This window comes from Caproiciproducens sp. MSJ-32, assembly GCF_018918055.1.
Taxonomy (GTDB): Bacteria; Bacillota; Clostridia; order Clostridiales; family Clostridiaceae; genus Clostridium.
This window is the reverse complement of record NZ_JAHLPS010000039.1, coordinates 1-24,053: the sequence shown is the minus strand read 5'-3', so window position 1 is coordinate 24,053 and position 24,053 is coordinate 1. Positions and strand designations below refer to the sequence as shown.

Genomic DNA, 24,053 nt, shown 5'->3' with positions numbered 1-24,053 from the left:
TTTATGAATTAAAATAATCTTCGTCAAATATCTTAGAAGGAGTTATTTCTAATTCTTTATCTTTTTCTAAATTGTTTAAATCAATAATAGATATGTAGTCAGAAATAAGTTTATTCTTAACACCTATATTATCTATTAAAACTCCAATTCCTACTAACTCACTATCAAATTCATTTAATAAATCTATTATTCCCTTTGCAGTTCCTCCTCCTCTTAAGAAGTCATCAATAAATATACACTTGCTATTAGGTTTCATTAATTTCTTCGATAAAGACATCTGCTGTATTCTTCCACTTGTTCCTGAAAGATAATTAATACTAATAGTTGATCCTTCAGTAACCTTACCCTCTTTTCTTATTATTACTAGAGGAATACCTAAGTTTTTTGACACTTCATAAGCTAAAGGAATCCCCTTTGTTTCAACAGTTACAATAGAATCTATTTCTTTATTGCTAAATATAGTTGATAATATAAGACCAGCCTTACTAACTATCGTTGGATCATACATTAAATCTGTAACATAAATAAAATTACCAGGAATTATTCTGCTTTCATCCTTTAATAATTCACATAAACCTTCTGCAAATTCCCTTGCTTCTTCCTTGCTTATACTTGGAATATATTTAATTCCACCTGCTGCTCCAGCTATTGTTTCTATTTTTCCCATATTTAACTTTGAAAAAACTTCTCTAACTATTACTATATCTTCACTTATAGTTGATTTTGCTGCATTTAATAAACCTGAAAACCTATTCAATCCAATTATCTTATTTGGCTTTTCTGTCAATAATTTTGTAATAGCAACAACCCTATTATTTCTTGTTAATTTTTCCAAAATATATCACCCTCAATTATTTTTTCCGAATTATTATTATATTTTTTATCCTAATATTCATATTTTATTCCATATTTAATATATTATCAACATTTTTAGGCCCTTAAATTCATAATATTTATTTTATTTGAATTTTTTCTAAAAAATTTATCTTCTTTTTTATGTGTTCATTTAGCTAAATTTGTATATAATTATAAGGTGAACCTTATTTTTAGTAATAATTAAGAATTTATAAGGAGTTGATATTTTGTCTTTTAATTTAGATATAGATAGAAATAAAAAAGTTCACTTTATTGGAATTGGTGGAATAAGCATGAGCGGCCTTGCTGCCCTTTTGTTAAAAAAAGGTTTTAAAGTTTCTGGTTCTGATGCCAAAGAATCAAAAATTACTGATAAATTAAAAGCTAATGGGGCAGAAGTATACATAGGACATAAAAGAAATAACCTAAAAGATGTTGATTTAATAGTCTATACAGCTGCTATTCCATCAGATAATCCTGAAATTATAGAAGCTAAAGAAAAAAACATTGAACTTATGGATAGAGCTGAATTTTTAGGCTATATTATGAAAGGTCATAAATTTAATGTTGCTGTTTCTGGAACTCATGGAAAAACTACATGTACCTCTATGTTATCTCATGTGACTTTAAAAGCAAATTTGGACCCAACAATCTTGGTTGGTGGAGAACTTGATATTATAGGTGGTAACTTTAGAATAGGAGATAGCGAATACTTCATAACTGAAGCTTGTGAATATAAAGAATCCTTCTTAAAATTCTTCCCTTCTATTGGAATAATTTTAAATATAGATGCTGATCATTTAGATTATTATAAAGATTTAAATCATATAAAAGAGGCCTTTTCTAAATTTGTTAATCTTATTCCAAAAGATGGTCATTTAGTTGCTTATGCTGAAGATGATAATGTAAAAGATGTAATAAAAAAAGCTGATTGTAATGTTATAACTTATGGAATAAATGAAGGTGATGTAAGAGCTAAAAACATATCTTTCAACAATAAGGGTCAAGCAAGTTTTACAGTTTCTAAAGATAATAAAGATTTATTTGAAGTAACATTACAGACAACAGGAAAACACAATATTTTAAACGCTCTAGCTACTATATGTGTTTCATTAATATTTGAAATTCCTGCTGAAGCTATAGCAAAAGGTTTAGCTGAATGTAAGGGAGCTCATAAGAGATTTGAATATAAGGGTGAGTTTAATGGAGCAACTATTATTGACGATTACGCCCATCATCCTGTTGAAATTAAGGCTACATTAGAAACTGCAAAACTACTTCCTAGCAATAAAATTTATGCTGTTTTTCAACCTCATACTTATACAAGAACAAAAACTTTATTTGATGAATTTACAAAATGCTTTGCAAATGTAGATGAACTAATCCTTATGGATATATATGCTGCTAGGGAAAAAAATACAGGTCTAGTAAGCTCTGAAGAACTTGGAGATTCAATAAGAAAAACCGGAGTAAACTGCATAAATGTTCATAGTCATAAAGAAGCTGCTGAATACCTTATGAAAAAAGTATCTAATAATGACCTAATATTAACAATTGGTGCTGGTGATGTTGTTAAGGTTGCTGACTTAATATTAAATAACTAATAAATATCATAAACGTTTATTTTTACTAAACTTTAAGATATAATTTATATGAATGAATTTATTTAAAAATAATATATAATGTACAATATAGAATGAGGAAAAATGTAAATTCTATATTGTACATTAAATATCTAGAGAGGTGATTATATGGATTTAACAAGTAAGATTAAAACCGCTGCAGATTTTATATTAGAGAAATCTAAATATAAACCTGAGATTGGACTTATATTAGGCTCTGGATTAGGCTCCCTTGCAGACTCAATTGAAAACCCTGAATTCTACGATTATAAAGACCTACCTCACTTCCCTGTTTCTACAGTTGAAGGCCATGCAGGAAGACTTGTTATTGGTATGTTAAATGGTAAATGTGTTGTCGCAATGCAAGGAAGGTTCCACTACTATGAAGGTTACCATTTTAATGAAGTTACCTTCCCTGTTAGAGTTATGAAATTAATTGGAGTAGAAACACTTATTGTAACTAATGCTTGTGGTGCTGTTAACGAAAGCTTTAAGCCTGGAGATTTAATGATAATAACTGACCAAATTAACTTCTCAGGAGACAATCCTTTAATAGGAAGGAACTTAAATGAATTTGGACCTAGATTCCCTGATTTATCTAATGCTTATACAAAAGAATTAATTAAAAAGACAAAAGAAATCGCTAACAATTTAAATATTGATATTAAAACTGGAGTCTATATGATGTTTAGTGGTCCAACATATGAAACACCTGCTGAAGTAAGAATGGCTAGAATTCTTGGTGCTGACGCCGTTGGTATGTCAACGGTTCCAGAAGTAATAGTTGCTGCTCATTCTGGAATGAAAGTTTTAGGAATTTCATGCCTAACTAATATGGCTGCCGGAATCCTAGATCAACCATTAAGTCATGATGAAGTTGTTGAAACTTCTGCAAAGGTTAAAGAAACTTTCACTAAACTTATAAATAAAGTTATTGAAGAAATTTAATTCAATATGTAAAAGGAATTCGTAATGATTATTACGAATTCTTTTTTACTTTAATATATAATTAAATCTTATAAGCATCACTAAAATAAGAAAGAAATCTCAAACAGTCATTTTCATGAGTAATTTTTAATATTTCAAAAAAATCTCTTAAATTATATTTTGAGACATCTTCCTTTTTCATAGAAATTAATATAATCAATTCTACTTCTTCCTCTCCCCATATTATAGGATTTTCCAAAGTCATAAAACTTATAGAAGACATTAATATATTATTTGGATCACCATGAGGAAGGGCAACACCATTACCTATGCTGGTAGATGAAACTAACTCACGTTCCAAAACTGTTTTACAATAAGAAGAATTAATATATCCCCTTTCTAACAACTTTAATGCCATAAAATTAATAACTTCTTCTTTATTTTTTAATTTCTGTTTTATTTTGAATTGCAGCATAATCTTCTTGAATCTGATTTCTTATATATTCTTCTATTACTTTTTTATTACACCCAACAGTATCAACATAATATCCCTTACACCAAAACTGCCTATTTCCATATCTATATTTTAAATTTGCATGTCTATCAAAAATCATTAATGAGCTTTTTCCTTTTAAGTATCCCATAAATTGAGCTACGCTTAATTTCGGTGGAATACTCACAAGCATATGTATATGATCTTTACAAGCGTTAGCTTCTATTATTTCCACTCCCTTATACTCACATAATTTTCTAAGTATTACTCCTATATCAGCTTTTATCTTTCCATAAATTATCTGTCTTATATATTTAGGTGCAAACACTATATGATATTTACAATTCCATTTACTATGCTCTAAACTACTATTATCCATTATGGATATACCTCCATTATATTTAATTCTAGTCGGCAAACATAGTACTATTTTATAATGGAGGTATTATTTTTCTACTCATAGCTAAAAGCCTTTTAGAACCACAGGTAAAACCTGTGGTATTCAAAATACAATAAAGCTGAAAGTTAGTAAAAATCTAACCTTCAGCTTCTAAAGCATTCTTTCTTATTACCTATTACTTTTTACTTAATTATTGTTATTTCCTTACTAACCTTATTTAAAAGCTCACATCCATCCTTAGTAACAAGTACTAAATCTTCTATTCTAACTCCAATATCATCTTTTAAGTAAATTCCAGGTTCAATAGAAAATATCATTCCTGCTTTAACTTCCTCATGATTTACAGAACTAACATCACCAAAATCATGATCTTCTATTCCAATACTATGTCCTGTTCTATGGGTAAAGTATTCTCCGTAACCTGCTTCCTCAATATAGTTTCTAGCAGCCTTGTCTATATCTGAAAATTTAACTCCTTCCTTTACCTTACTTATAGCTCTAAGATTTGCTTCCTTTACTGTATTATAAATTTCTTCATGTTTTTTACTTGGATATTCTCCAAAGAATACAGTTCTTGTCATATCTGAACAATAGTAATTATAAACTCCGCCTATATCTAAAACTATACTCTTTCCTTTAGTAATTTTAGTATTATCACATTCGTGGTGAGGATCTGCCCCATTGGGTGAAACTGCGACTATTGGATCAAAGGAAAATTTACTTACACCATAGCTTTCATAGATTTCCTTTAATAGATTACTATAGTATCTTTCTGTTTTCCCTTCCTTTAAATTATCCCATAAAGCAAGCATTACCTTATCATTTATCTCTGAGGACTTCCTCATTAAATTAATTTCTTCTTCATCTTTTATCATTCTTAATCTATCTAAAATCAAAGAAGAATTAACAAAAGTTTTTGCTCCCTTAATATCCATTAATCTAATTAGAAAATGTGCTGGCCATGTTTTATCCACACCTAAAACTTTAGTTTTGTCCACAACTGTTGATAGTAACTTTATTGGATCTTCTTTATCTGAATACCAAATAATATCAACCCCTAAATCTTCATATATCGGGAACAATTTATTTACTATAAACTTATGATTTCCATCTATATTTAAATATAAAGCAATCATTCTTTCACCTGTAGAAAACCATTTACCTGTTAAGTAAAATAAATCAGGTGAAGAAGTTACAATAATCTGCTCTAATTTTTGTTCTTTCATCAAGCTCAAAAGTTTTTTAATTCTACTTTCCTTCATTTTTTTCCTCCTAAAATTGATTATATACTTAATATAACTCAACAAAAAAATAATATCTATTTCCTAATATAAAATTATTTATATAAAATAACTAAAATGGTATAATCTTAATTAGAAATTTTTAGGAGGGCCAACTATGAAAATAGCAGTTATTTCGGATATACACGGAAATATTTACGCACTAATGAAAACCTTTGAAGATATAGACTTACAAAAAGTAGATATGACTATTTGTCTTGGAGATTTAGTAGGATACGGACCTCATCCAAATGAAGTTATAGCCTTAATTAAAAGAAGGGACATACCTTGTTTAAAAGGCAACTATGATGCCTCCGTAGTTGATGGTGATTTCACCTTTATAAGAAATAATAGTGTTAATTCCTTTGCTCTTCCATGGGCTTCTAATGAAGTTAGAACTTCAAACAAATACTATCTATCAACCTTACCAACCTTTTTAGATTACGATATAAACGGAGTTAAAATAAAATTTACTCATGGAAGTCCAAATGCAATAAACGAATACTTATATGAAGATAAAGAAAATACTAAAAGTATTATGGAAAATTTAAAAGAAGATGTTCTTGTTTGTGGTCATACACATATACCTTCCTATAAAAAGTTTAATGACAAGCTATTTATAAATCCCGGCAGTGTTGGTAAACCTAAAATAGGTAGGCCTAATATAACTTATGTAATTCTTAATATTGATGAAAATAAAAATATAGATGTTAAATTTAGAGAAATAGAATATGATTATAAAAAAATTGTTAAAGATACAAAAATGCTTAATTTTCCAAATTCCTTAGTTGCTTCTTATGAAAGTGGAACTGAATAATTCAGCTCCACTTTTATTTCATGTTTTCTTTAATTACACCAATAACCTTAAAATTTGATAACATAGGCATACATTCTTCCTTACCTTTCTTAAATAATTCTGTATAATCCTTTCCAGCCCTTGCACCTAAATATTTTGCATATTTCCATTCTTCTGACTCTGTTACATCATATACTATTCCATCCACCACAATATAGGCTGGCCTTCCCTCTTCTCCATCATATATCTTTAACTCTTCCCTTGACAAATTAATAAATTCACTTATTTTATGATATCTTTCAAAAGTTGATTTTTCTAAATATATTTCTATCTGATTACAAACTTTTTTAATTGTTTCAATTATATTTTCTCTATAATCTTTCGGATATGTTATTAGCCTTGCTTTCAATTCATTTAACTCTATAAACTTCTTTTCTAAAAAATCTTCCCTTCCCATAAAATCCCCCTAAAATATTTCCTGTAACTATAATATGATTTTAAGTTGCAAATGTTAGTAAATTAGTGTAAAATCAAAATTAATCTCGCAAAATAAATATAAATAAATGCGATGACGAGAAGAGTAGCTAATTTGAGGTAGTTCAAGCGAGTAAGGGATGGTGTGAGCCTTATACGAAGCAATTAGTGAAGAACATCTCTGAGCATCTAACCGAACAAGTGCTTTTATCACTTTAGTAGACTTAGACGGCTTCAAACCGATATCTTTGAAATGACATTATTATGTCAGTAGAGTGGCTATTTTTATAGCAATTTGGGTGGTACCGCGAAATTTATCCTTTCGTCCCTTTGTTTTGGGATGAAAGGTTTTTTTATTATATAATTGTTAATAATATTATTTAGGAGGAATAATCATGAATAAAGTTGTTTTGGTTAAATCACTTTATAGAAATCAAGAAGAATATTTAGATAAAGAAGTAAAGATTTCTGGATGGATAAGAACTTTAAGAGCTTCAAATGCCTTTGGTTTTATTGAAGTTAATGACGGAAGCTTTTTTAAGAACATTCAAATTGTAATTTCAAATGAGCTGCCAAACTTTGCTCAAATTTCAAAATTACCTATAAGCTCATCAATATCAGTAATAGGTACTTTAGTTGCTACACCTCAAGCTAAACAGCCTTTTGAAATTCAGGCAAAAGAAGTAATTGTTGAAGGTATGTCTAGTTCAGATTATCCTCTTCAAAAGAAAAGACATACTTTTGAATACTTAAGAACAATAGCTCATTTAAGACCAAGAAGTAATGCTTTTTCTGCAGTATTTAGAGTTCGTTCAGTAGCAGCGTATGCTATACACAAATTCTTCCAAGAAAGAGGCTTTGTTTACACTAACACTCCAATCATAACTGGAAGTGATGCTGAAGGTGCTGGAGAAATGTTTAGAGTTACAACTTTAGATCTTGACAATGTACCAAGAACTGAAGATGGAAAAATAAACTATAAAGAAGATTTCTTTGGAAAGGAAGCAAATCTTACAGTATCAGGCCAATTAAATGGAGAATGCTATGCATTAGCCTTTAGAAACATCTATACTTTTGGTCCAACATTTAGAGCAGAAAATTCAAATACTGCAAGACATGCTGCAGAATTCTGGATGGTAGAACCTGAAATAGCTTTTGCTGACCTAGAAGATGATATGGAACTTGCTGAAGATATGCTTAAATATATATTAGAATATGTTTTAACTGAATGCCCTGAAGAAATGGCTTTCTTCAATCAATTTATTGATAAGGGAATCCTAGATAGATTAAATCATGTTATGACTTCTGACTTTGGCAGAGTTACTTATACAGATGCTATAGAAATATTGAAAAAGGCAGATAAGAAATTTGAATACCCAGTTGAATGGGGTGTAGATCTTCAAACTGAACATGAAAGATATTTAACAGAAGAATACTTTAAAAAGCCTGTATTCGTAACTGACTATCCAAAGGATATTAAGGCCTTCTACATGAGAATTAATGATGACGGAAAAACAGTTGCTGCAATGGATCTTCTAGTTCCTGGAGTAGGAGAACTTATTGGTGGAAGCCAAAGAGAAGAAAGATTAGATGTATTAAAGAGTAGAATGGCAGAATTAGGTCTTAAAGAAGAAGATTACTGGTGGTACTTAGAACTAAGAAAATATGGAGAAACTAAACATTCTGGATTTGGTTTAGGTTTCGAAAGACTTATAATGTACATTACTGGCATGAGCAATATAAGAGATGTAATTCCATTCCCAAGAACTACTGGAACTGCAGAATTCTAAAAACAGTTCACAGTTAACAATTCACAGTGCACAGTTGAGGAAATAATTCAGCTTTGCTGAATTATAAAAAATGATTTATAAGCTCCTTTGGAGTTTATAAATCATTTTGTTTTTATCCCTTTTTCATCTTAGATTTTTCTTGAAATAACTTTGTATATATACTCAAATCTATTTAACTTCAATTGTAAACTTTAAATCTTCCCTTATCTCATATATATCTTCGAAATCTGTAGCCACTAGTTTGTATTGTTCCTCCTTGGATAAACCCCCTATTTCACCTATAAAACTTCCATCATCTTTTTCTTTAAAATTTCTAATCTTATATTCCTTGACTTTACTATCTACTATTTTTAAGCTATATGGATATTTAGTTGCCAGAAAGTTCGTGCATTCATAATGAATTAAGGTCTTATCCTCTAAAAATTCTACTTCCGTCACTTTATATTCTCCAATTTCTCCTTGTGATAAAATAGTGGTACCATAATTATTTAGCAATACTTCTTTTTCATCATAGTTATTTTGTGAAAGCTCTTCTCTATACTTAACGGGAATAAAGGTTACGGAATTAGTATCCTCATAGATATTTTTAAATGTATGTTCAAAAAAGGTTTTATTTAATTTAGTTGATCCATTTCCCTCACTACTCTTAAATTCTAGTAATCTCCCTTTATCATCTAGTACAATAAAATTATCTATAAAATCTATACTTGAATTATCCTCTACTGTTCTTAATACAGTATTAATTGGTGTAAAAATAACTTCAGTAACTTCTAGACTAGGCCTTATTTCTGATAAATCTATAGATGTATCAATTTGTACTATCTTTCCTTCTAGCTTATCATTAGATACCTTAAACTTAAAATCCCACTTTCCATATATCCCATTTGAAAACTCACTTATATCTAAATCCATTGTAAAGTTATCAGGTACTTCTACATCTCCCCCAATAAAATTCTTTCTCATTTCCTTAGAAATATAGCTCCTATCTACACTAAAACTATCTATCCCTATATAAGTATTTTCATCTATAAACTTTCCTGTACCCCCGGATGCAAAAGTAACTTCTTTTCCATTTATTCTAATATTCTTATCCATTATATGTGGTTCGCTATTCATCTTTTCTTTACTTTCAACTGTATAAGCAATACTTAAATCAATTCCGTCATAGACTATTTCATTGATTGTTACTTTTACTCCATTAGAAACCTTGGATAGATTTAAATCTGAACTATATTCTACATAATCTCTGTAAATAATATTTTTTTCACTTAGAAAATCAAATACTGAGCCTATTATTGGTAGGTTTCTAGCATAAGCTGGAAAGGCAGCACTTAAGGTAGTTATTGTAATTAATGCTATTGCTGCAGCTATACCAGCCCTTTTAGCAAATCTTTTTTTAGACTTTTTTCTGTCTGGTAAATTTGAGATAGTTTCTTTTATTTTTAAATCTATTTCTTTAGGTAATTTTAAATTTTCGTTTCTTGCTTTTTCTTTTAAAACGTCATCAAATAATAAATCATTATCCACAATATATACCTACCTTTCTTTAAGAATTTCATATAATCTTTTTCTTGCTCTAGATAATCTAGACCTTACAGTTCCTTCTGGAATATTTAAAAGTTTAGCTATTTCCTTTTGTGGTATATCTTCAAAGTAGAATAAGGTAGTAACGACTTTTAAATCTTTTTCAAGTAAGTTTACTGCATTTGTAAGTTCAAGATTATTATAGTTATCTGAAACTCCCACATTATAATTAACTTCCTCTATAGGAATAGTCCTCTTATTGTTCTTAATTATGCGTTTGCATTCATTTATCAATATTCTTATAAGCCATGTTTTAAAGAATTCATTTTTCCTTAAATAAATTATTCCTTCATATGACTTTATTATTGTATTTTGAATTGCATCTTCTATGTCTTCTTTTTCTGAAAGCATACTTAAGGCTACTCTATATAAAGAATTTTTATTATTTTCAATTTAAAATGTTCACATAAAAATATAGATTTTAAAAATAATATAAAATTATTTAAGATATAATCTTACCTATATTTTAAACTCTAATTTTTATTAACAAAATATACCTAGTATTAAAAAATAAAGGGAGCAATAGATTAAATATACTATTGTTCCCTTAAAATTATCTTCTACACTTTACTTTTTAATTCTTTCAATTTAGCAAGCAATTCTTTATATTCTTTATCTAACTCTTCTAAATTATCATTTTTTGATGGTATTGATAATCTTCCTATAACTTCTGTAATTCTATTTTGTAATATGAAGATTTGATTTTTTATATCCTGCTTCGAATCTTTTTTGACCTTCCTTTTACTTGCTAGATATTCTTTATAGTTTCCTCTAAAAATATTAATCTTATGATTTTCTATAGTCATTATAGTATCGGCAACAGCTTCTATAAACCTTCTATCATGGGAAACAAATAATATTGTTCCTTCATAATCCTTAAGAACCTTTTCTACCACTTCAAGAGAATTTATATCAATGTAATTTGTAGGTTCATCTAGGATAAGAAGGTTTATGTCCTTAAGCAGCATTTTCGCAAAGGATACCTTAACCTTCTCTCCCCCACTTAATACTCCTACTTTTTTATAGATATCTTCTTTTTTTATAAATAAGCCAGCTAAAAGTATTCTAGCAAAGGTTTCATCATAAATACTTTCTTCCATTACATTTTCTATTATAGTTAAATCATCATTTAAAATGCTCATATCTTGACTAAAATAACCTATCTTAGCTCCCTTTGAAAGATTTATAAAATCCTCATTATTCATTATCATTTTTATTAAAGTACTTTTACCACAGCCATTAGGACCAATAAGAGCAACCTTTGAACCATTAAATATACTAAATTCAGTATCATTGAATATTACTTTATCTCCAAACCTTTTAGATATATTTTTTCCTTCTATTACTATTTTGCTAAAAAGCTTGTTTGATTCCTTAATATCTAATTTAATTAACTCTTGTTCCTTTGGCTTTTCCTTAGATTCAAGATGTTCTATTCTTTTTTCAACAGCCTTTACATTCTTATCAAGATTTGCCTTTGCTTTTTGGTTTCCCATCTTATGAAGTCTAGCTTCCGAATTTCCCATTCTTTTTGGAGTTTTCCTCATACTTTTTATTTTTTGCTTAGTATCTATAATTACTTGCTGAAGCCTCTTTTTTTCTTTTATATATTCCTCATACTCAAATTTAGCTCTTTCCCTTGCCTTAGCTTTTTGCTCAATATAATCACTATAGTTTCCCTTATATATTTTTATTTTTCCACCTTCTAATTCTATAATCTTATTACATAGCTTATCTAAAAAGCTTCTATCATGAGATATAAGAACCAAAGCTCCCTTATACTCTTGAAAGCTTCTTTCTAATAGCTCAATACCTTCAATATCAATATTACTTGTTGGTTCATCAGCAAATACTAACGGACTATTTTCACTTAATGCTTGTGCAAGCTTAAATCTAGTCTTTTCTCCCCCACTCATATTGTCATACCAAGTATCTCTTATATTAAATTTAGAAGCCATTTCTTTACTTATTTTTAAACACTCCGGTCCTTCTAATTGGGATATATAAGAATAATTGCTATATATCTTAACATATCCTTCATCAGCTTCTAACCTTTTAGAAAGAATATTAATTAGTGTGGTTTTACCAACTCCATTTACACCTACAATTCCTATTCTATCTTCAGAATAAATTTTTAAACTTTCAACATCTAATATTAGTCTATCTGCAAAACTCTTTTTTATATTATTTGCTTCAATTAATAACAAAAAATCCCCTCCTTCTAATTTGGAGAGGATAGCATTCTAACTATATATCTATATGTCAAATTTTATATATCAAATGAAAGCCTATTATGCATAAAACTAGTATACACAATAAGAATTATATAGACTATAAATATAAAAATATGACAAACTATCTACAGTTATAAAAATACTATCCACTTCCAAATTAAATAAAATGCGAAACAATAAAGCCCCTCTTAAGACCTTATTAAAATTTCAATTTTAAATAATTATTAATAGTGGATTACATTCTCATTTCTGCAAATACCTTGCCCTTTCTTAAAATTTTATTATTATAGTCACTTGTATTATATTAACAACTAATTTAACTGTCAATACTGCCTAGTTAATTTTTTTCTATTATTTCATAACCTACAGTCTTTATATCCTTTATATCGCTTCTATTAACTTCAAATAAGCAAATCCAAGCTGCCATATCAGCTGTTCCAATTTCAGAAACTTCCCTATTAATAATAAGAGTTAATTTATCTCCCTCTATTTTAACTCCCTTTGCACTAATATTATTTGAACCACTGCTTTCACTTTTTATAAAAATATATATTAACTTACTTTTAAAAAATTCTTCATTATAGTCCTCTAAAAATTTATTCTCATTAGCAAACTGCTCTGGATGTTCTTCAATAAAATTTTTCAAGTCAGATAAATTATCAATTAATATCGGTGTGTCAAAATTATAATCTTCACTCCATATTGCCCTATATTCTCTGCTTACTACTTCAATAGATTTTTCTATTTTCTTCTCACATCCTATAAATATCATTAAGACTAATAATATAATACTAATTATTTTCTTCATAACATATCTCCTCTACATTTTTAATAAAGGTTTATTTTATAATTTATTATATATAATATATTTATAAGTATTACAATCAATTAATAATTTATTAATTGATTATATTAAAACGATCTTATAGTTTTCCATACATTTAATAAATTATAATAGGAGTGAAACAGGTGTCTGAAATTATAACTGCTGTAAATAAAGAGGATAAGGAAATAGGCCCTATCGAAAAAATGGAAGCTCATCATAATGGAATTTTACATAGAGCCTTTTCTATATTAATCTTTAATTCTAATAATGAATTATTACTACAAAAAAGAGCTTTAAATAAATATCATTCTCCCAGACTTTGGACTAATACCTGCTGCAGCCACCCAAGGTTTGGTGAAAAATTAAAAGATGCAATTTATAGGAGACTTAAGGAGGAAATGGGGTTTATTTGCGAACTTAAAGAGGCTTTCAGCTTTGTTTATAAAGTAGAATTTGAGGATGGACTTTTTGAACATGAATTTGACCATGTTTTTATTGGAAAATACAATGGTAATGTTATTCCTAATAAAGATGAAGTTGAAGATTATAAATGGGTTAATATAGAAGAGCTTAAAAGAGATATAGAAAAAAATCCTGAAGCTTATACATATTGGTTTAAGATATTATTTGATAAAATAAAAAATTATAATCTAATAAAGTAAAGGCTGTCGCCTTATAAGTCAATTAACCTTACGACAGCCCTTTATTAATCTATTATATTATTCTTGTCCTAATACAACTGCTCCTTCTAAATCTATTTCCAATTCCTTAACTAACCAATTATTACTTAATAAAGTTAATTCTTTACTAAGGTTAGATATAAATTCTTTATTTTTTTCATCTACAATAGTTATAATAGTTGGTCCTGCTCCGCTTATGAAGGTGCCTAAAGCATTATTATTATCACAGATACTCTTTAGCTTATCAAAATCAGGTATAAGTTTACTTCTATAATTTTGATGAAGCCTGTCTTCTACACCGTATTTTAATAATTCAAATTTCCCATTAGAAAGAGATGAAATTAATAAAGCTACTCTACCTACATTAAATACTGCATCTCTAAAAGATATTTCCCTCGGCAAAACCCCTCTGGCCTCTCTAGTAGATAGAGTAAATTCAGGAATTAATGCAATAAATTTAATTCCCTTAGCCACATGTATTTTATTATAAAATACATTTTCTCTCTCTACTATTGAGGTTACTAAACCTCCAAGCAATGCTGGTGCAACATTATCAGGATGTCCCTCTATCTCTGTTGCAATCTTTAATAAATCATACTTTGATAAAGGTCTTCCCACCAGCTCATTAGCTCCTAATATACCTGCTACTATGCAGGCTGCACTACTTCCAAGCCCCCTGGAAACAGGAATATTAGTTTCCATTGTTATTTTAATTCCCTTTATCTCATAATCTATTTTAGAAAGAGCTTTTTTCATAGACAAATAAACTAAATTATTTTCATCATTAAAATCATCACAACCTACAATTTCTAAACCTTCAGGGATTTCTTCAAAGGTAAAATTATTATATAAATTTAGGGCAATACCTATGGCATCAAAGCCAGGTCCTAAATTTGCACTAGTAGCTGGAACTCTTATTTTAATCATTATTCCCACCTACTTTTAAAAACTTTTCTATCATTTTTCTCATATCTTCCTTATTGCAATTATGATTATGAATGTTTTTTTTCTCCTTAAGATTTTTTATAGTTTTAGGAATAGCCATATTAGTCTCTTTAGATAAAATATCTATAAGTTCAAATTCATCTCTATCTCTTATATCAAGACCTATTGAGGAAGCAACAGAGGCCGGGAATTTATAAGGGCTTGCAGTAGAAATAATAATTGTTTTTATATCTTCTTCCTTATATTCTTTTTTATACTTTTCACTTACATTATAGGCTACTGCTGTATGAGTATCTAATAAATAATTAAATCTCTTATATACCTTCTTTATAGTATCTGCTACTTCTTCTTCACTAGAATATCCCCCATAAAAGTCTCCTAATATATCCTTATCTATTTTATAGAAGCCCATTTCTGATAACTGCTCCATACATAAAGCTGTTAGCTTTTCCCTTTCCTCATCTAAATGATAAAGAAGCCTTTCAAGGTTACTTGAAATCAATATATCCATAGATGGCGAACTAGTTAATATAAGTTCCCTTCTTTTATCATATATTCCTGTATCAAAGAAATCTGTTAAAACCTTATTTTCATTTGAAGCACATATTAACTTATTTATAGGTAGTCCCATTTTCTTTGCATAGTATGCAGCAAGAATATTTCCAAAGTTACCTGTAGGAACTACAAAGTTAATTTTATCTCCTAGTTTAATTTGATTATCTCTAACTAATAAAAGGTAACTGTAAAAATAATAAACTACTTGTGGAATTAGTCTTCCTATATTTATAGAATTTGCTGAAGATAATATATAGTTATTTTTATTTAAAAATTCTACAAACTCCTTATCATTAAAAACAGCTTTTACTCCACCTTGGGCATCATCAAAATTTCCATTTATACCTACAACATAAGTATTTTCTCCCTCTTGAGTTCTCATTTGAAGCTTTTGAATTTTACTTACTCCTTCTTCTGGGAAAAATACTATAATTTTTATCCCATCTACCTTTGCAAATCCTTCTAAGGCAGCCTTTCCTGTATCTCCTGAGGTAGCAGTAAGAATAACTACTTCTTTGTTTTCTCCATTGATTTTTAAAGACTGCTTTAATAAATATGGCAGTATAGATAAGGCCATATCTTTAAAAGCTAAGGTAGGTCCATGATATAATTCAAGGCAATAATCTTCCCCAAGCTTTACTAATGGTGCTATAAGCTCTGTATCAAACTTATCATCGTAGGCCTTTTTAATACATTCCCTAAGCTCCCTTTCCTCAAAATCTGTAAAAAACTTACTCATAATTTCAAAAGCAAGATCCTTATAATTTAAATTCTTTAATTCATCTAAGGATATCTTGGGAATATTAAGAGGAACAAAAAGCCCTCCATCCCTTGATATTCCCTGAATAATAGCCTGACTAGGACTTACCGATATATTTTCATTTCTAGTGCTTATATATCTCATTTAACCCTCCCCCTTCTATAGAAGTATTCTTGCTAAGAAATAATCTTTTTTATCTATTCTTAATGAAGATATAAGATTATTTATTTTAGCTATTTCTAATTCTTTTGTTATTATTGCTATATTGCTTCCTTCTCTCAGTATCTTATTTGAAATATCCCTTAGAGCACCTATTGTATCTTTATTTGAATTAGAAATCCTTAAATAATAATTTCCCTTCAATTTATCATTATTATTTTTTAAATTATTTTTCCCTAATGGATTTCCTTTTCTGCAGCTATCTAAAATGATATCTAACACATCACTTAAAACTGCATTTGCAGTAGCCAGCTTACCTGCACCGGCTCCATAAAATTTTAGTTCCCCAATATGGTCTCCTTTAAATAAAACTGAATTAAAAGCATTATTTACATTAGCAAAATGGCTGTTATTTTTAACTACAACCGGCTGTACTACTGCAGTAAAACCATATTCGCAAACCTTTACTTCCCCAATTAACTTTATTGTTGAATCCATAGCTTTTATATTATTTATATCAAAAGATTTAATTGAACTTATCCCATTAAGAACTATATCTTCTTCAGTAATCTTCCCTTGTAATGACAGGGTCGCTAATATTCTAAGCTTTCTTAAAGTATCATAACCTTCTAGGTCATCAGTTGGATCCGATTCAGCATATCCAAGTTCTTGGGCTATTTTTAAAGCTTCATCATAACTTTTACCTTCATCTATCATGCTTGTTAAAATATAATTACAAGTTCCATTAAGAATACCTTGTACTTCTGATATTTTATTAAGAGAAAGCTGTTCTCTTAAAGCCTTAATTACTGGTATTCCACCACCAACACTTCCCTCATATAAAAAAGCAAGATTTTTTTCACTAGCTAAAGATGATAATTCTTCAAAATACTTAGATACCACTGCCTTATTAGCTGTAACCACATTCTTTCCTGACTTTAAAGCTTCAGTAATATACTCATAGCTGCATTCTAAATCGCCGGTAACTTCGACTATGATATTTATTTCCTTATCTCTCAAAATTTCATTAAAGTCCATAGTCAAAATGCCTTCCTCAAGCTTAACTCCTCTTTCCTTCTTTAAATTTCTTACAAGAATTTTTTTTATATTAATCTCCTTTCCTGTTAAAACCTTTAATTGCTCTTTCCTATCATTCAATATTTCTACTATTCCTGTACCTACTGTTCCAAGACCTAATAAACCTATATTAACCATACTGCTCCCTCCTATTTTTCTTTTCACTTCTAGTAAAATGCTCTATAAATTGCTTCTATTGCTTTTTCAAAATCCTCATTTTCTACACCAATGATTATATTTAGTTCACTAGATCCTTGAATTATCATCCTTGTGTTAATTTCAGCCTTTCCTAAAGCTGTAAATATTCTAGCTGAAATTCCCTTTGTTCTAATCATTCCTCTTCCTACCACAGCTATTAAAGCCATATCTGAATAAGCTTCTATATTATCAGGGTTACATAATATGCGAATTTCTTCTATTACTTTTTTTAATTTAGAACCTATTTCAGGAGTAGGGACTACCACAGAAATAGAATCTATACTTGAAGGCATATGCTCAATTGATATATCATTTGTTTCAAATACAGATATAACCTTTCTAAAAAAGTCTTTTTCTGAAGTCATTAATGTTTTTTCAATAGATATTACTGTAAAATCCTTTTTCCCCGATATTCCTGTAATTCCTTTAAAATTTACTGGTGTTGCATCATTGACTATCATGGTTCCTTTATCCCCTGGGATATTAGTATTTCTTATATTTATTGGAATACCATATTTTCTAACTGGAAAAATTGCCTCCTCATGAAGCACAGATGCTCCCATATATGATAACTCCCTTAATTCCTTATATGTCACAATCTCCATTGGATTAGGATTTTTTATAATGTTAGGATCTGCTACTAAAAAACCTGAAACATCTGTCCAATTCTCATAAATATCAGCTTTTACTCCATTAGCAATAATTGAACCAGTAATATCCGAACCTCCCCTTGAAAAAGTTACTATTTCATCATTTTTATTTGCTCCATAAAAACCAGGAATAACTGCATAATCTATATCTTTAAGCCTTTCTCTAACCTTTTTTTCTGTGTCAGCTTCATTGAAAATACCATCATTATTAAAGGAAATTATTTCTTTTGCATCAATAAACTTAAACCCCAAATAATTTGCAAGAATAATCCCATTAAGGTACTCCCCTCTACTAGCTGTATAATCCCTAGATGCACCATCTCTTATATTGTTTTTAATTTCATTTAAATAACCTTCAATATCTATTTCTAGATTAAGCTCTCTACATATCTCTACATATCTATCCTTTATTATTTTAAATACTTCTTCAAAATTAAGACCGTGAGATGCAAGTTGATGACACATATACAAAAGGTCTGTTACCTTATGATCTTTACCATTCCGCTTTCCAGGTGCAGATGGTATAATAAATCTCCTTCTCTTATCAGCTGTTATTATTTCCTTTACTTTTTTAAATTGAGCTCCATTTGCCAAGGAGCTTCCCCCAAATTTTACAACAATAATATTATCCATATTTGCCCCCTTTTGATTATTAATTATTTTTGATAATTATTTGTATAAAAAAACACTCATCCTAAAAAGGACGAGTGTTATATCTCGCATCCACCTATTACAGCAAACTGGCATTAACGCTTGCCTCACGCAAATTCCTACTCAATTTCAGAACCGGGCTCCTGGGTGGTTTTCAATTCATTGTATCAAAGAAGTCTTTCAGCCGGTGAACTTCTCTCTCTGCTGACCTTGATGAATTTACTCTTCCCATTCAAAGCCTTTTTTATTCTAAATTCTACAAGCTGTTATAATTTCTGTCAAGTTAAAAATACAAATTATTATTTGCTTTTATTCTTAACTAATTCATACAATGTATAAACTGGACTTCCTGTTCCACCTTTTATAGTTAAATCTGTTTTCTTATCTGCCCAAGCTGTTCCAGCTATATCTAAATGTAACCATGGTTTATCTTTAACAAATTCTCCTATAAATAAGCCTGCTGTTATAGTACCAGCATTTCTTCCTGGACTATTATTTAAATCAGCAACTTCTGATTTTAACATTTCCCTATATTCATCAAAAGCTGGAAGCTGCCAGAACTTTTCTCCAGTATAGGCTGATACTTCTTTAAGTTCTTCATAGAACTTATCATTATTTGTAACAACTGCTGTTGTAGTATCTCCAAGAGCAACTAAAGCAGCACCAGTTAATGTTGCTAAATCAATAACTGCACTAGCATTTTCTTTTTCTATAATATATGTTACTGCATCTACTAAAGTTAATCTTCCTTCAGCATCTGTATTTCTTATTTCAATAGTTTTTCCTGCCATACTTCCTATTATATCTCCAGGCTTATAGGCTCCTCCAGAAATCATATTTTCACAGGCTGCTATTACACCAACAACATTAACCTTTAATTTTCTACTTGCAATAATAGACATTGAACCTATAACTGATGCTGCTCCACCCATATCAGACTTCATATCAACCATTCCTGAAGTTGGCTTAAGTGAATATCCGCCAGAATCATAAGTTAAGCCTTTTCCAACAAGGCCCATGATTTCTTCTTTTTCCTCAGGATTTCCAAAATATCTCATAACTATAAGTTTAGGTTCTTTTTCAGAAGCCTTAGCTACACTATAGAAAGCTTCCATTTTTAATTCTTTAATTTTTTCCACTCCAAAAACTTCTACTTCAAATCCATTTTCTTTTCCAGCATCAATAGCTGCTTGAGCTAAAGTTTCAGGATAAATAACATTTGCAGGTTCATTAACTAAATCTCTAGCTAATATTATTCCCTTAGCTATTGAATTTCCTTCTTCAATTGCATTAAGTATTTCTGAACTTGCTTCTTTTACTCCATGTACTCCTATTGATACCATAATATCATTTTCTTTTTCTTTATCTGTTTTATACTTATTAAATGTATAATCAGCTAAATGAGCAGCAATGGTAACATTTTTAGCCATTTCTTCAATAGATAATTTATTATTAATTGGAAGCCTTAAAAATATTTTATTTGCTTTTAATTCCTTTGCCTTTCTTATTGCCTTAGCAGTTGCCTTTCTAATTTTATCAAGATTTAATTCTTCTTCCTTACCTAGTCCTACTAATACAACATTTTGATAATTTCCCATCAGCTCCATTGTAAAAGTATATAACTCACCATTTTTCCCATTAAATAAATTTCTGCTTTGCGCATAAGTTATGTTTTTATTTAATTCTTCTTTAGGTAAAGTAAGCTTATTTTCAAGTAAATATATAACTCTTACTTCTACTTCAGAACAAGCAAAAACTCTATATGATACCTTCATTATATTACCACCTCTATAAAAATATTTTCTTTTTCTTATGATAACATTGTTGATAAATATATTCAACTAACAAGAATTATTAGTTATGTATGTAAAATAAAAAAATTTTATTTTTATGTATAAATTTAGAAATTATGTAAATAATATAGATGTAACCTGCATAGACAGGAAAATCCCCCATATATTTATAATAAAAGCGCTAAGGCGCTTTTTTTACTATTATAATAAGTATATTTTCTTTTTTGATGTATAATTTATATTAATAAGAAATTAATACTTTTTCATACAAAGTAAAAAACTAATAATAGTATCTACACTATTATTACGATTTATGCTTAAAGCTTTTTAATCATTATTTATAAAAATTAAGAGACTTAGCCTTCACTAAGTCTTTTTATTTTCTAAAATTTACTTTTCCATTTTCAAAACTATCTATTATAGCTAAAGATTCTACTCTTGCTCCCATTCCTTCAAGTACTTGTCTGCCTTCTTGAAAGCCTTTTTCTATAACTATTCCAATTCCAACTAAATTCGCTTCTGCCTGCTTAATCAGTTCTATCATTCCTTTAGCAGCACAACCTTTAGCTAAAAAATCATCTATTATTAATATATTTTCGCCTTTCTTTATGAATTGTTTTCCAACTCTGACCTTATAAGTTTTCTTCTTTGTAAAGGAATTTACTTCTGCTTCATAAACTTCCTTATCTAAGTTTAAGCTTTCTGTCTTCTTAGCGAATACTACTGGAACATAATCAAAATATTGAGCAGCTATTGCTGCTATTCCAATCCCTGAAGCCTCAATGGTTAGAATCTTATCTATTTTCACATCTTTAAACCTTTCCCTAAATTCTTGTCCAACTTCGTTTAAAAATTTAATATCCATTTGATGATTTAAGAAGCAATCAACCTTTAGGATATTCCCTTCTCTAACCTTGCCTTCATTTAATATTTTTTCTTTAAGTTTTTCCATATAAATATCTCCTTATTACATTTTAATAGTATTCTAATTTAGCTTGTCCTTAGATATCATGTAATAAAGCTATAATTATATATCAATAATTATTCTTCGTAGTTAGGATATTTACGGTTTCCTAGTAGAAACACTTGAACCATATTATCAAGCATATACGAATACTATTTTATTTTTCATTATTTTATTTCGTGTTTTTATTATATCACTAGCCTTAATTAAATTCCATAGGAACAAATTTATTTTTTATCATATTTGTCTTCTATTCTAACTATTCTATTTTCTGTTAGGCTTTTTTGAACATCTATTATCCTTTGATTCTTTGAACCTCTATATTTTATATTGTTCGCCTTTTCTTCTATAACAAACCTTCCATCTACTAATACATCAATATTATCTAACAATTCCTTAAATCCCTTTCTTTTATCCTTATTTTCTAATATTTCTTCAAAGGTATACCCTGTATAACACCATATATTTAAATTATTTTCTTTAAATCTTTTTGCCATGTAAGAAAATTCCTCTGCTCTTTCAAAAGGATCTCCCCCACTGAAAGTAACCCCCTTAATCATTGGATTACTTAGAGTATCTTTAACAAGCTCATCCATATCTTTCTCTTCTCCGCCATTAAAGTCATGAGTATCTGGATTAAAGCAACCCTTACAGTTATGCTTACAGCCTTGAGAAAAGAATACTCTTCTAATACCAGGACCATTCACTAAACTTTCATAAGCTATTCCTGAAAGTCTTATAGTTTTTTTCATATAGAATCCCCCTTAATTTTCTTCCAAAACTATTTTATCATTATAACTTTCTATTATACCTTTAGTTCTATTAAAAGATTCTACAACTCTTATTTTTCCTTCCTCAGTTAAATATTCTGCATCACTTACAGTGGCTGGAACTACCTCATAAAATAGTTTTCCATTCTTTTCATACCAATTAACCCAAGTTGGAAGATATGTAGGATAATTTACTTTGATTTCACCTGAATTAAAATCTTTTTTAATCTTAACTGAAACTATTACTCCATCTTCTGTATATGGATTTTGTATTCTTTCTGTTCTCTGACTTGACAAAAAATTCCCCATTGAATATATAACAGGAGTCTCAGAACTTCCATCACTGGATTTTAAAATATCAATAGGTTGAATAGAATGAGGATGAGTTGCAAATATTATATCAACTTTTTCATCAGTTAAAAATTGAGCTATTTTAATTTGTGTTTCATTTGGCTCTAAGGCATACTCATCTCCCCAGTGCATATAAAATATTATAACTTCTGCTCCATCTGCCCTCATTTTTTCTATTTCTTCCTTCATATTTTGAAGGTCTAAATCTAAACTATCTTCCCTAAAGGTATTCATTAAATCATAAACTTCAGTTGATATTGGAATTCCATTTAATCCTCTTACTCCACCTTCTGCCGTCATAGTATAACTATAGGAAATAATTCCAACCTTTATTCCTTCTACATTCTTAATTATATATCTATTTTCTGAACTGCTTCCCCTAGTTCCTATAACATCAAAACCCTTACTTTCTAAAAATTCCCTTGTCCTAAAAAATCCCCTAACATCCCTATCTAAAGAATGATTATTCATATTATTAACTACATCTATTCCTGCCCATTTCATAGCATCAGCCAATTCATCAGGCGTATTAAAGGAAGGATAACCTGAATAGCCATAATTATCAATCCCTGCCAAGGCTCCTTCCATATTAGCAATAGTTAGATCTGCTTCTTCTAAATATTTTTTTACATATTGAATTGTATTTTTAAAATCATAACTATCAGTTTCAGGGTTATATTGAGTTTCCAAAATCTCCTTATGTATTAAAAAGTCCCCTACTGCAGTTATATTTATTTCTTTTATATTACTAATATCTTCATTCTTTTCTTCATCATTACTCTCAACTTCCCTTTCTTTTTCTATAAACCCTTCTTTATTTAGTATAATTTTATTTATTCCAAAAACACCAATTCCTATTATAGCTGCTAATATAATAATTAACTTCAGAGTATTTTTCATTAATATATACCTCCATACTTATATCATTAGATAAATTTTACATTATTTAAGATTCTTTTTAAATACTTTATAAAAAAAAGGGGCTGTCGCACTAAATAATTAGTGTGAAGCTCCTTTTTGATGAAAAAAATAAATCCCAGACTTTAAAAGTCTAGGATTTATGGTAAAATATTTTTCATGACTATAAAAAAAATCTTACGAAAAAATTATACTTTAAATCAAAAGGTTTATCAACTAAAACTTCCTTTTGATATTGATTGCATAATTCCAAGTAATGATTCTGTGCGATTACTAAGCCAGTTTGTAGAGGAGATGGATT

The 24,053-nt window shown here is 28.9% G+C and carries 22 protein-coding genes, 1 riboswitch and 1 other annotated feature; of the genes, 5 read left to right on the top strand and 17 right to left on the bottom strand.

Features of this window, described 5'->3' with window-relative positions:
- Position 1 precedes the first annotated feature (1 nt).
- Positions 2–835, bottom strand: coding sequence for a pur operon repressor (gene purR, locus KQI16_RS04740; protein WP_216432556.1), 834 nt, complete (start codon positions 833–835; stop codon positions 2–4).
- A gap of 247 nt (positions 836–1,082) precedes the next feature.
- Between purR and murC the strand changes: the two genes are divergently transcribed.
- Both murC and KQI16_RS04730 read left to right on the top strand, forming a co-directional pair.
- Entirely contained in the window at positions 1,083–2,459 is a 1,377-nt protein-coding gene (gene murC, locus KQI16_RS04735) for a UDP-N-acetylmuramate--L-alanine ligase (protein WP_216432555.1), read from the top strand.
- 147 nt (positions 2,460–2,606) lie between these two features.
- On the top strand, positions 2,607–3,425 hold the full coding sequence (locus KQI16_RS04730; RefSeq protein WP_216432554.1) for a purine-nucleoside phosphorylase: 819 nt from the start codon (positions 2,607–2,609) through the stop codon (positions 3,423–3,425).
- Between the two features lie 61 nt (positions 3,426–3,486).
- On the opposite strand, the gene KQI16_RS04725 is transcribed toward KQI16_RS04730, so the two are convergent.
- From KQI16_RS04725 to KQI16_RS04715, 3 genes are all read right to left on the bottom strand, one after another.
- Positions 3,487–3,822, bottom strand: coding sequence for a PTS sugar transporter subunit IIA (locus tag KQI16_RS04725; RefSeq protein ID WP_286172879.1), 336 nt, complete (start codon positions 3,820–3,822; stop codon positions 3,487–3,489).
- Between the two features lie 19 nt (positions 3,823–3,841).
- A complete protein-coding gene (tnpA, locus tag KQI16_RS04720) occupies positions 3,842–4,276 on the bottom strand; it encodes an IS200/IS605 family transposase (protein ID WP_216432552.1) in 435 nt (144 codons plus the stop codon).
- Positions 4,277–4,479: 203 nt separating this feature from the next.
- Positions 4,480–5,559 (bottom strand): M24 family metallopeptidase, encoded by a 1,080-nt coding sequence (locus KQI16_RS04715; protein ID WP_216432551.1) that lies wholly within the window; start codon positions 5,557–5,559, stop codon positions 4,480–4,482.
- Positions 5,560–5,695: 136 nt separating this feature from the next.
- Between KQI16_RS04715 and KQI16_RS04710 the strand changes: the two genes are divergently transcribed.
- Positions 5,696–6,394 (top strand): metallophosphoesterase family protein, encoded by a 699-nt coding sequence (locus KQI16_RS04710; RefSeq protein WP_216432550.1) that lies wholly within the window; start codon positions 5,696–5,698, stop codon positions 6,392–6,394.
- 13 nt (positions 6,395–6,407) lie between these two features.
- Here KQI16_RS04710 and KQI16_RS04705 read toward each other — a convergent pair whose 3' ends face one another.
- Positions 6,408–6,830 carry a cytochrome b5 domain-containing protein gene (locus KQI16_RS04705; protein WP_216432549.1) on the bottom strand — a complete coding sequence of 141 codons (423 nt, stop codon included), beginning with the start codon at positions 6,828–6,830 and terminating at the stop codon, positions 6,408–6,410.
- Between the two features lie 102 nt (positions 6,831–6,932).
- Positions 6,933–7,180 (top strand) — a binding site (T-box leader).
- Positions 7,181–7,242: 62 nt separating this feature from the next.
- Here KQI16_RS04705 and asnS point away from each other — a divergent pair.
- Positions 7,243–8,637, top strand: a complete 1,395-nt coding sequence (gene asnS, locus KQI16_RS04700; RefSeq protein ID WP_216432548.1) for an asparagine--tRNA ligase — start codon at positions 7,243–7,245, stop codon at positions 8,635–8,637.
- Between the two features lie 168 nt (positions 8,638–8,805).
- Here the strand turns inward: asnS and KQI16_RS13195 are convergent, their stop codons facing one another.
- The 4 genes from KQI16_RS13195 to KQI16_RS04680 all read right to left on the bottom strand — a co-directional run bounded on the left by KQI16_RS13195 (position 8,806) and on the right by KQI16_RS04680 (position 13,263).
- A complete protein-coding gene (locus KQI16_RS13195; RefSeq protein ID WP_216432547.1) occupies positions 8,806–10,164 on the bottom strand; it encodes a DUF4179 domain-containing protein in 1,359 nt (452 codons plus the stop codon).
- A 9-nt stretch (positions 10,165–10,173) separates the two neighbouring features.
- Complete coding sequence (locus KQI16_RS04690; protein ID WP_330654134.1) at positions 10,174–10,614, bottom strand: sigma-70 family RNA polymerase sigma factor; 441 nt, start codon at positions 10,612–10,614, stop codon at positions 10,174–10,176.
- Positions 10,615–10,781: 167 nt separating this feature from the next.
- On the bottom strand, positions 10,782–12,428 hold the full coding sequence (gene abc-f / locus KQI16_RS04685) for a ribosomal protection-like ABC-F family protein (RefSeq protein WP_119864186.1): 1,647 nt from the start codon (positions 12,426–12,428) through the stop codon (positions 10,782–10,784).
- A gap of 364 nt (positions 12,429–12,792) precedes the next feature.
- The gene (locus KQI16_RS04680; RefSeq protein ID WP_119864185.1) at positions 12,793–13,263 is read right to left on the bottom strand and encodes a hypothetical protein; all 471 of its coding nucleotides are present in this window, start codon (positions 13,261–13,263) and stop codon (positions 12,793–12,795) included.
- A 161-nt stretch (positions 13,264–13,424) separates the two neighbouring features.
- Here KQI16_RS04680 and idi point away from each other — a divergent pair, with 161 nt between their 5' ends.
- Complete coding sequence (gene idi, locus KQI16_RS04675) at positions 13,425–13,943, top strand: isopentenyl-diphosphate Delta-isomerase (RefSeq protein ID WP_119864184.1); 519 nt, start codon at positions 13,425–13,427, stop codon at positions 13,941–13,943.
- Between the two features lie 57 nt (positions 13,944–14,000).
- On the opposite strand, the gene thrB is transcribed toward idi, so the two are convergent.
- The 8 genes from thrB to KQI16_RS04635 form a co-directional block, all read right to left on the bottom strand.
- Complete coding sequence (gene thrB / locus KQI16_RS04670; protein WP_216432545.1) at positions 14,001–14,888, bottom strand: homoserine kinase; 888 nt, start codon at positions 14,886–14,888, stop codon at positions 14,001–14,003.
- Complete coding sequence (thrC, locus tag KQI16_RS04665) at positions 14,881–16,365, bottom strand: threonine synthase (RefSeq protein WP_216432544.1); 1,485 nt, start codon at positions 16,363–16,365, stop codon at positions 14,881–14,883. Before thrC ends, thrB begins: the two co-directional genes overlap by 8 nt.
- A gap of 15 nt (positions 16,366–16,380) precedes the next feature.
- The gene (locus KQI16_RS04660; protein WP_216432543.1) at positions 16,381–17,595 is read right to left on the bottom strand and encodes a homoserine dehydrogenase; all 1,215 of its coding nucleotides are present in this window, start codon (positions 17,593–17,595) and stop codon (positions 16,381–16,383) included.
- Positions 17,596–17,624: 29 nt separating this feature from the next.
- Positions 17,625–18,938, bottom strand: coding sequence for an aspartate kinase (locus KQI16_RS04655; RefSeq protein WP_216432542.1), 1,314 nt, complete (start codon positions 18,936–18,938; stop codon positions 17,625–17,627).
- A 317-nt stretch (positions 18,939–19,255) separates the two neighbouring features.
- Complete coding sequence (locus KQI16_RS04650; RefSeq protein WP_216432541.1) at positions 19,256–20,731, bottom strand: leucyl aminopeptidase; 1,476 nt, start codon at positions 20,729–20,731, stop codon at positions 19,256–19,258.
- A 394-nt stretch (positions 20,732–21,125) separates the two neighbouring features.
- The gene (locus tag KQI16_RS04645) at positions 21,126–21,701 is read right to left on the bottom strand and encodes a xanthine phosphoribosyltransferase (RefSeq protein WP_216432540.1); all 576 of its coding nucleotides are present in this window, start codon (positions 21,699–21,701) and stop codon (positions 21,126–21,128) included.
- Between the two features lie 79 nt (positions 21,702–21,780).
- Positions 21,781–21,882, bottom strand: a riboswitch (purine riboswitch).
- Positions 21,883–21,940: 58 nt separating this feature from the next.
- Positions 21,941–22,465 carry an anaerobic ribonucleoside-triphosphate reductase activating protein gene (gene nrdG / locus KQI16_RS04640; RefSeq protein ID WP_216432539.1) on the bottom strand — a complete coding sequence of 175 codons (525 nt, stop codon included), beginning with the start codon at positions 22,463–22,465 and terminating at the stop codon, positions 21,941–21,943.
- A gap of 12 nt (positions 22,466–22,477) precedes the next feature.
- Positions 22,478–23,734, bottom strand: coding sequence for a CapA family protein (locus tag KQI16_RS04635; RefSeq protein WP_216432538.1), 1,257 nt, complete (start codon positions 23,732–23,734; stop codon positions 22,478–22,480).
- Positions 23,735–24,053 lie beyond the last annotated feature (319 nt).

What these genes read in the sequence shown, in the direction of transcription:
- KQI16_RS04650 (WP_216432541.1), bottom strand. Translation starts at nt 20,731, where the DNA reads ATGAAGGTATCATATAGAGTTTTTGCTTGTTCTGAAGTAGAAGTAAGA.
- KQI16_RS04715 (WP_216432551.1), bottom strand. Translation starts at nt 5,559, where the DNA reads ATGAAGGAAAGTAGAATTAAAAAACTTTTGAGCTTGATGAAAGAACAA.
- nrdG (WP_216432539.1), bottom strand. Translation starts at nt 22,465, where the DNA reads ATGAAAAAAACTATAAGACTTTCAGGAATAGCTTATGAAAGTTTAGTG.
- KQI16_RS04635 (WP_216432538.1), bottom strand. Translation starts at nt 23,734, where the DNA reads ATGAAAAATACTCTGAAGTTAATTATTATATTAGCAGCTATAATAGGA.
- KQI16_RS04730 (WP_216432554.1), top strand. Translation starts at nt 2,607, where the DNA reads ATGGATTTAACAAGTAAGATTAAAACCGCTGCAGATTTTATATTAGAG.
- KQI16_RS04655 (WP_216432542.1), bottom strand. Translation starts at nt 18,938, where the DNA reads ATGGATAATATTATTGTTGTAAAATTTGGGGGAAGCTCCTTGGCAAAT.
- tnpA (WP_216432552.1), bottom strand. Translation starts at nt 4,276, where the DNA reads ATGGATAATAGTAGTTTAGAGCATAGTAAATGGAATTGTAAATATCAT.
- KQI16_RS04725 (WP_286172879.1), bottom strand. Translation starts at nt 3,822, where the DNA reads ATGGCATTAAAGTTGTTAGAAAGGGGATATATTAATTCTTCTTATTGT.
- asnS (WP_216432548.1), top strand. Translation starts at nt 7,243, where the DNA reads ATGAATAAAGTTGTTTTGGTTAAATCACTTTATAGAAATCAAGAAGAA.
- thrB (WP_216432545.1), bottom strand. Translation starts at nt 14,888, where the DNA reads ATGATTAAAATAAGAGTTCCAGCTACTAGTGCAAATTTAGGACCTGGC.
- KQI16_RS04645 (WP_216432540.1), bottom strand. Translation starts at nt 21,701, where the DNA reads ATGGAAAAACTTAAAGAAAAAATATTAAATGAAGGCAAGGTTAGAGAA.
- KQI16_RS04705 (WP_216432549.1), bottom strand. Translation starts at nt 6,830, where the DNA reads ATGGGAAGGGAAGATTTTTTAGAAAAGAAGTTTATAGAGTTAAATGAA.
- KQI16_RS04680 (WP_119864185.1), bottom strand. Translation starts at nt 13,263, where the DNA reads ATGAAGAAAATAATTAGTATTATATTATTAGTCTTAATGATATTTATA.
- KQI16_RS04710 (WP_216432550.1), top strand. Translation starts at nt 5,696, where the DNA reads ATGAAAATAGCAGTTATTTCGGATATACACGGAAATATTTACGCACTA.
- thrC (WP_216432544.1), bottom strand. Translation starts at nt 16,365, where the DNA reads ATGAGATATATAAGCACTAGAAATGAAAATATATCGGTAAGTCCTAGT.
- KQI16_RS04660 (WP_216432543.1), bottom strand. Translation starts at nt 17,595, where the DNA reads ATGGTTAATATAGGTTTATTAGGTCTTGGAACAGTAGGTACAGGAATA.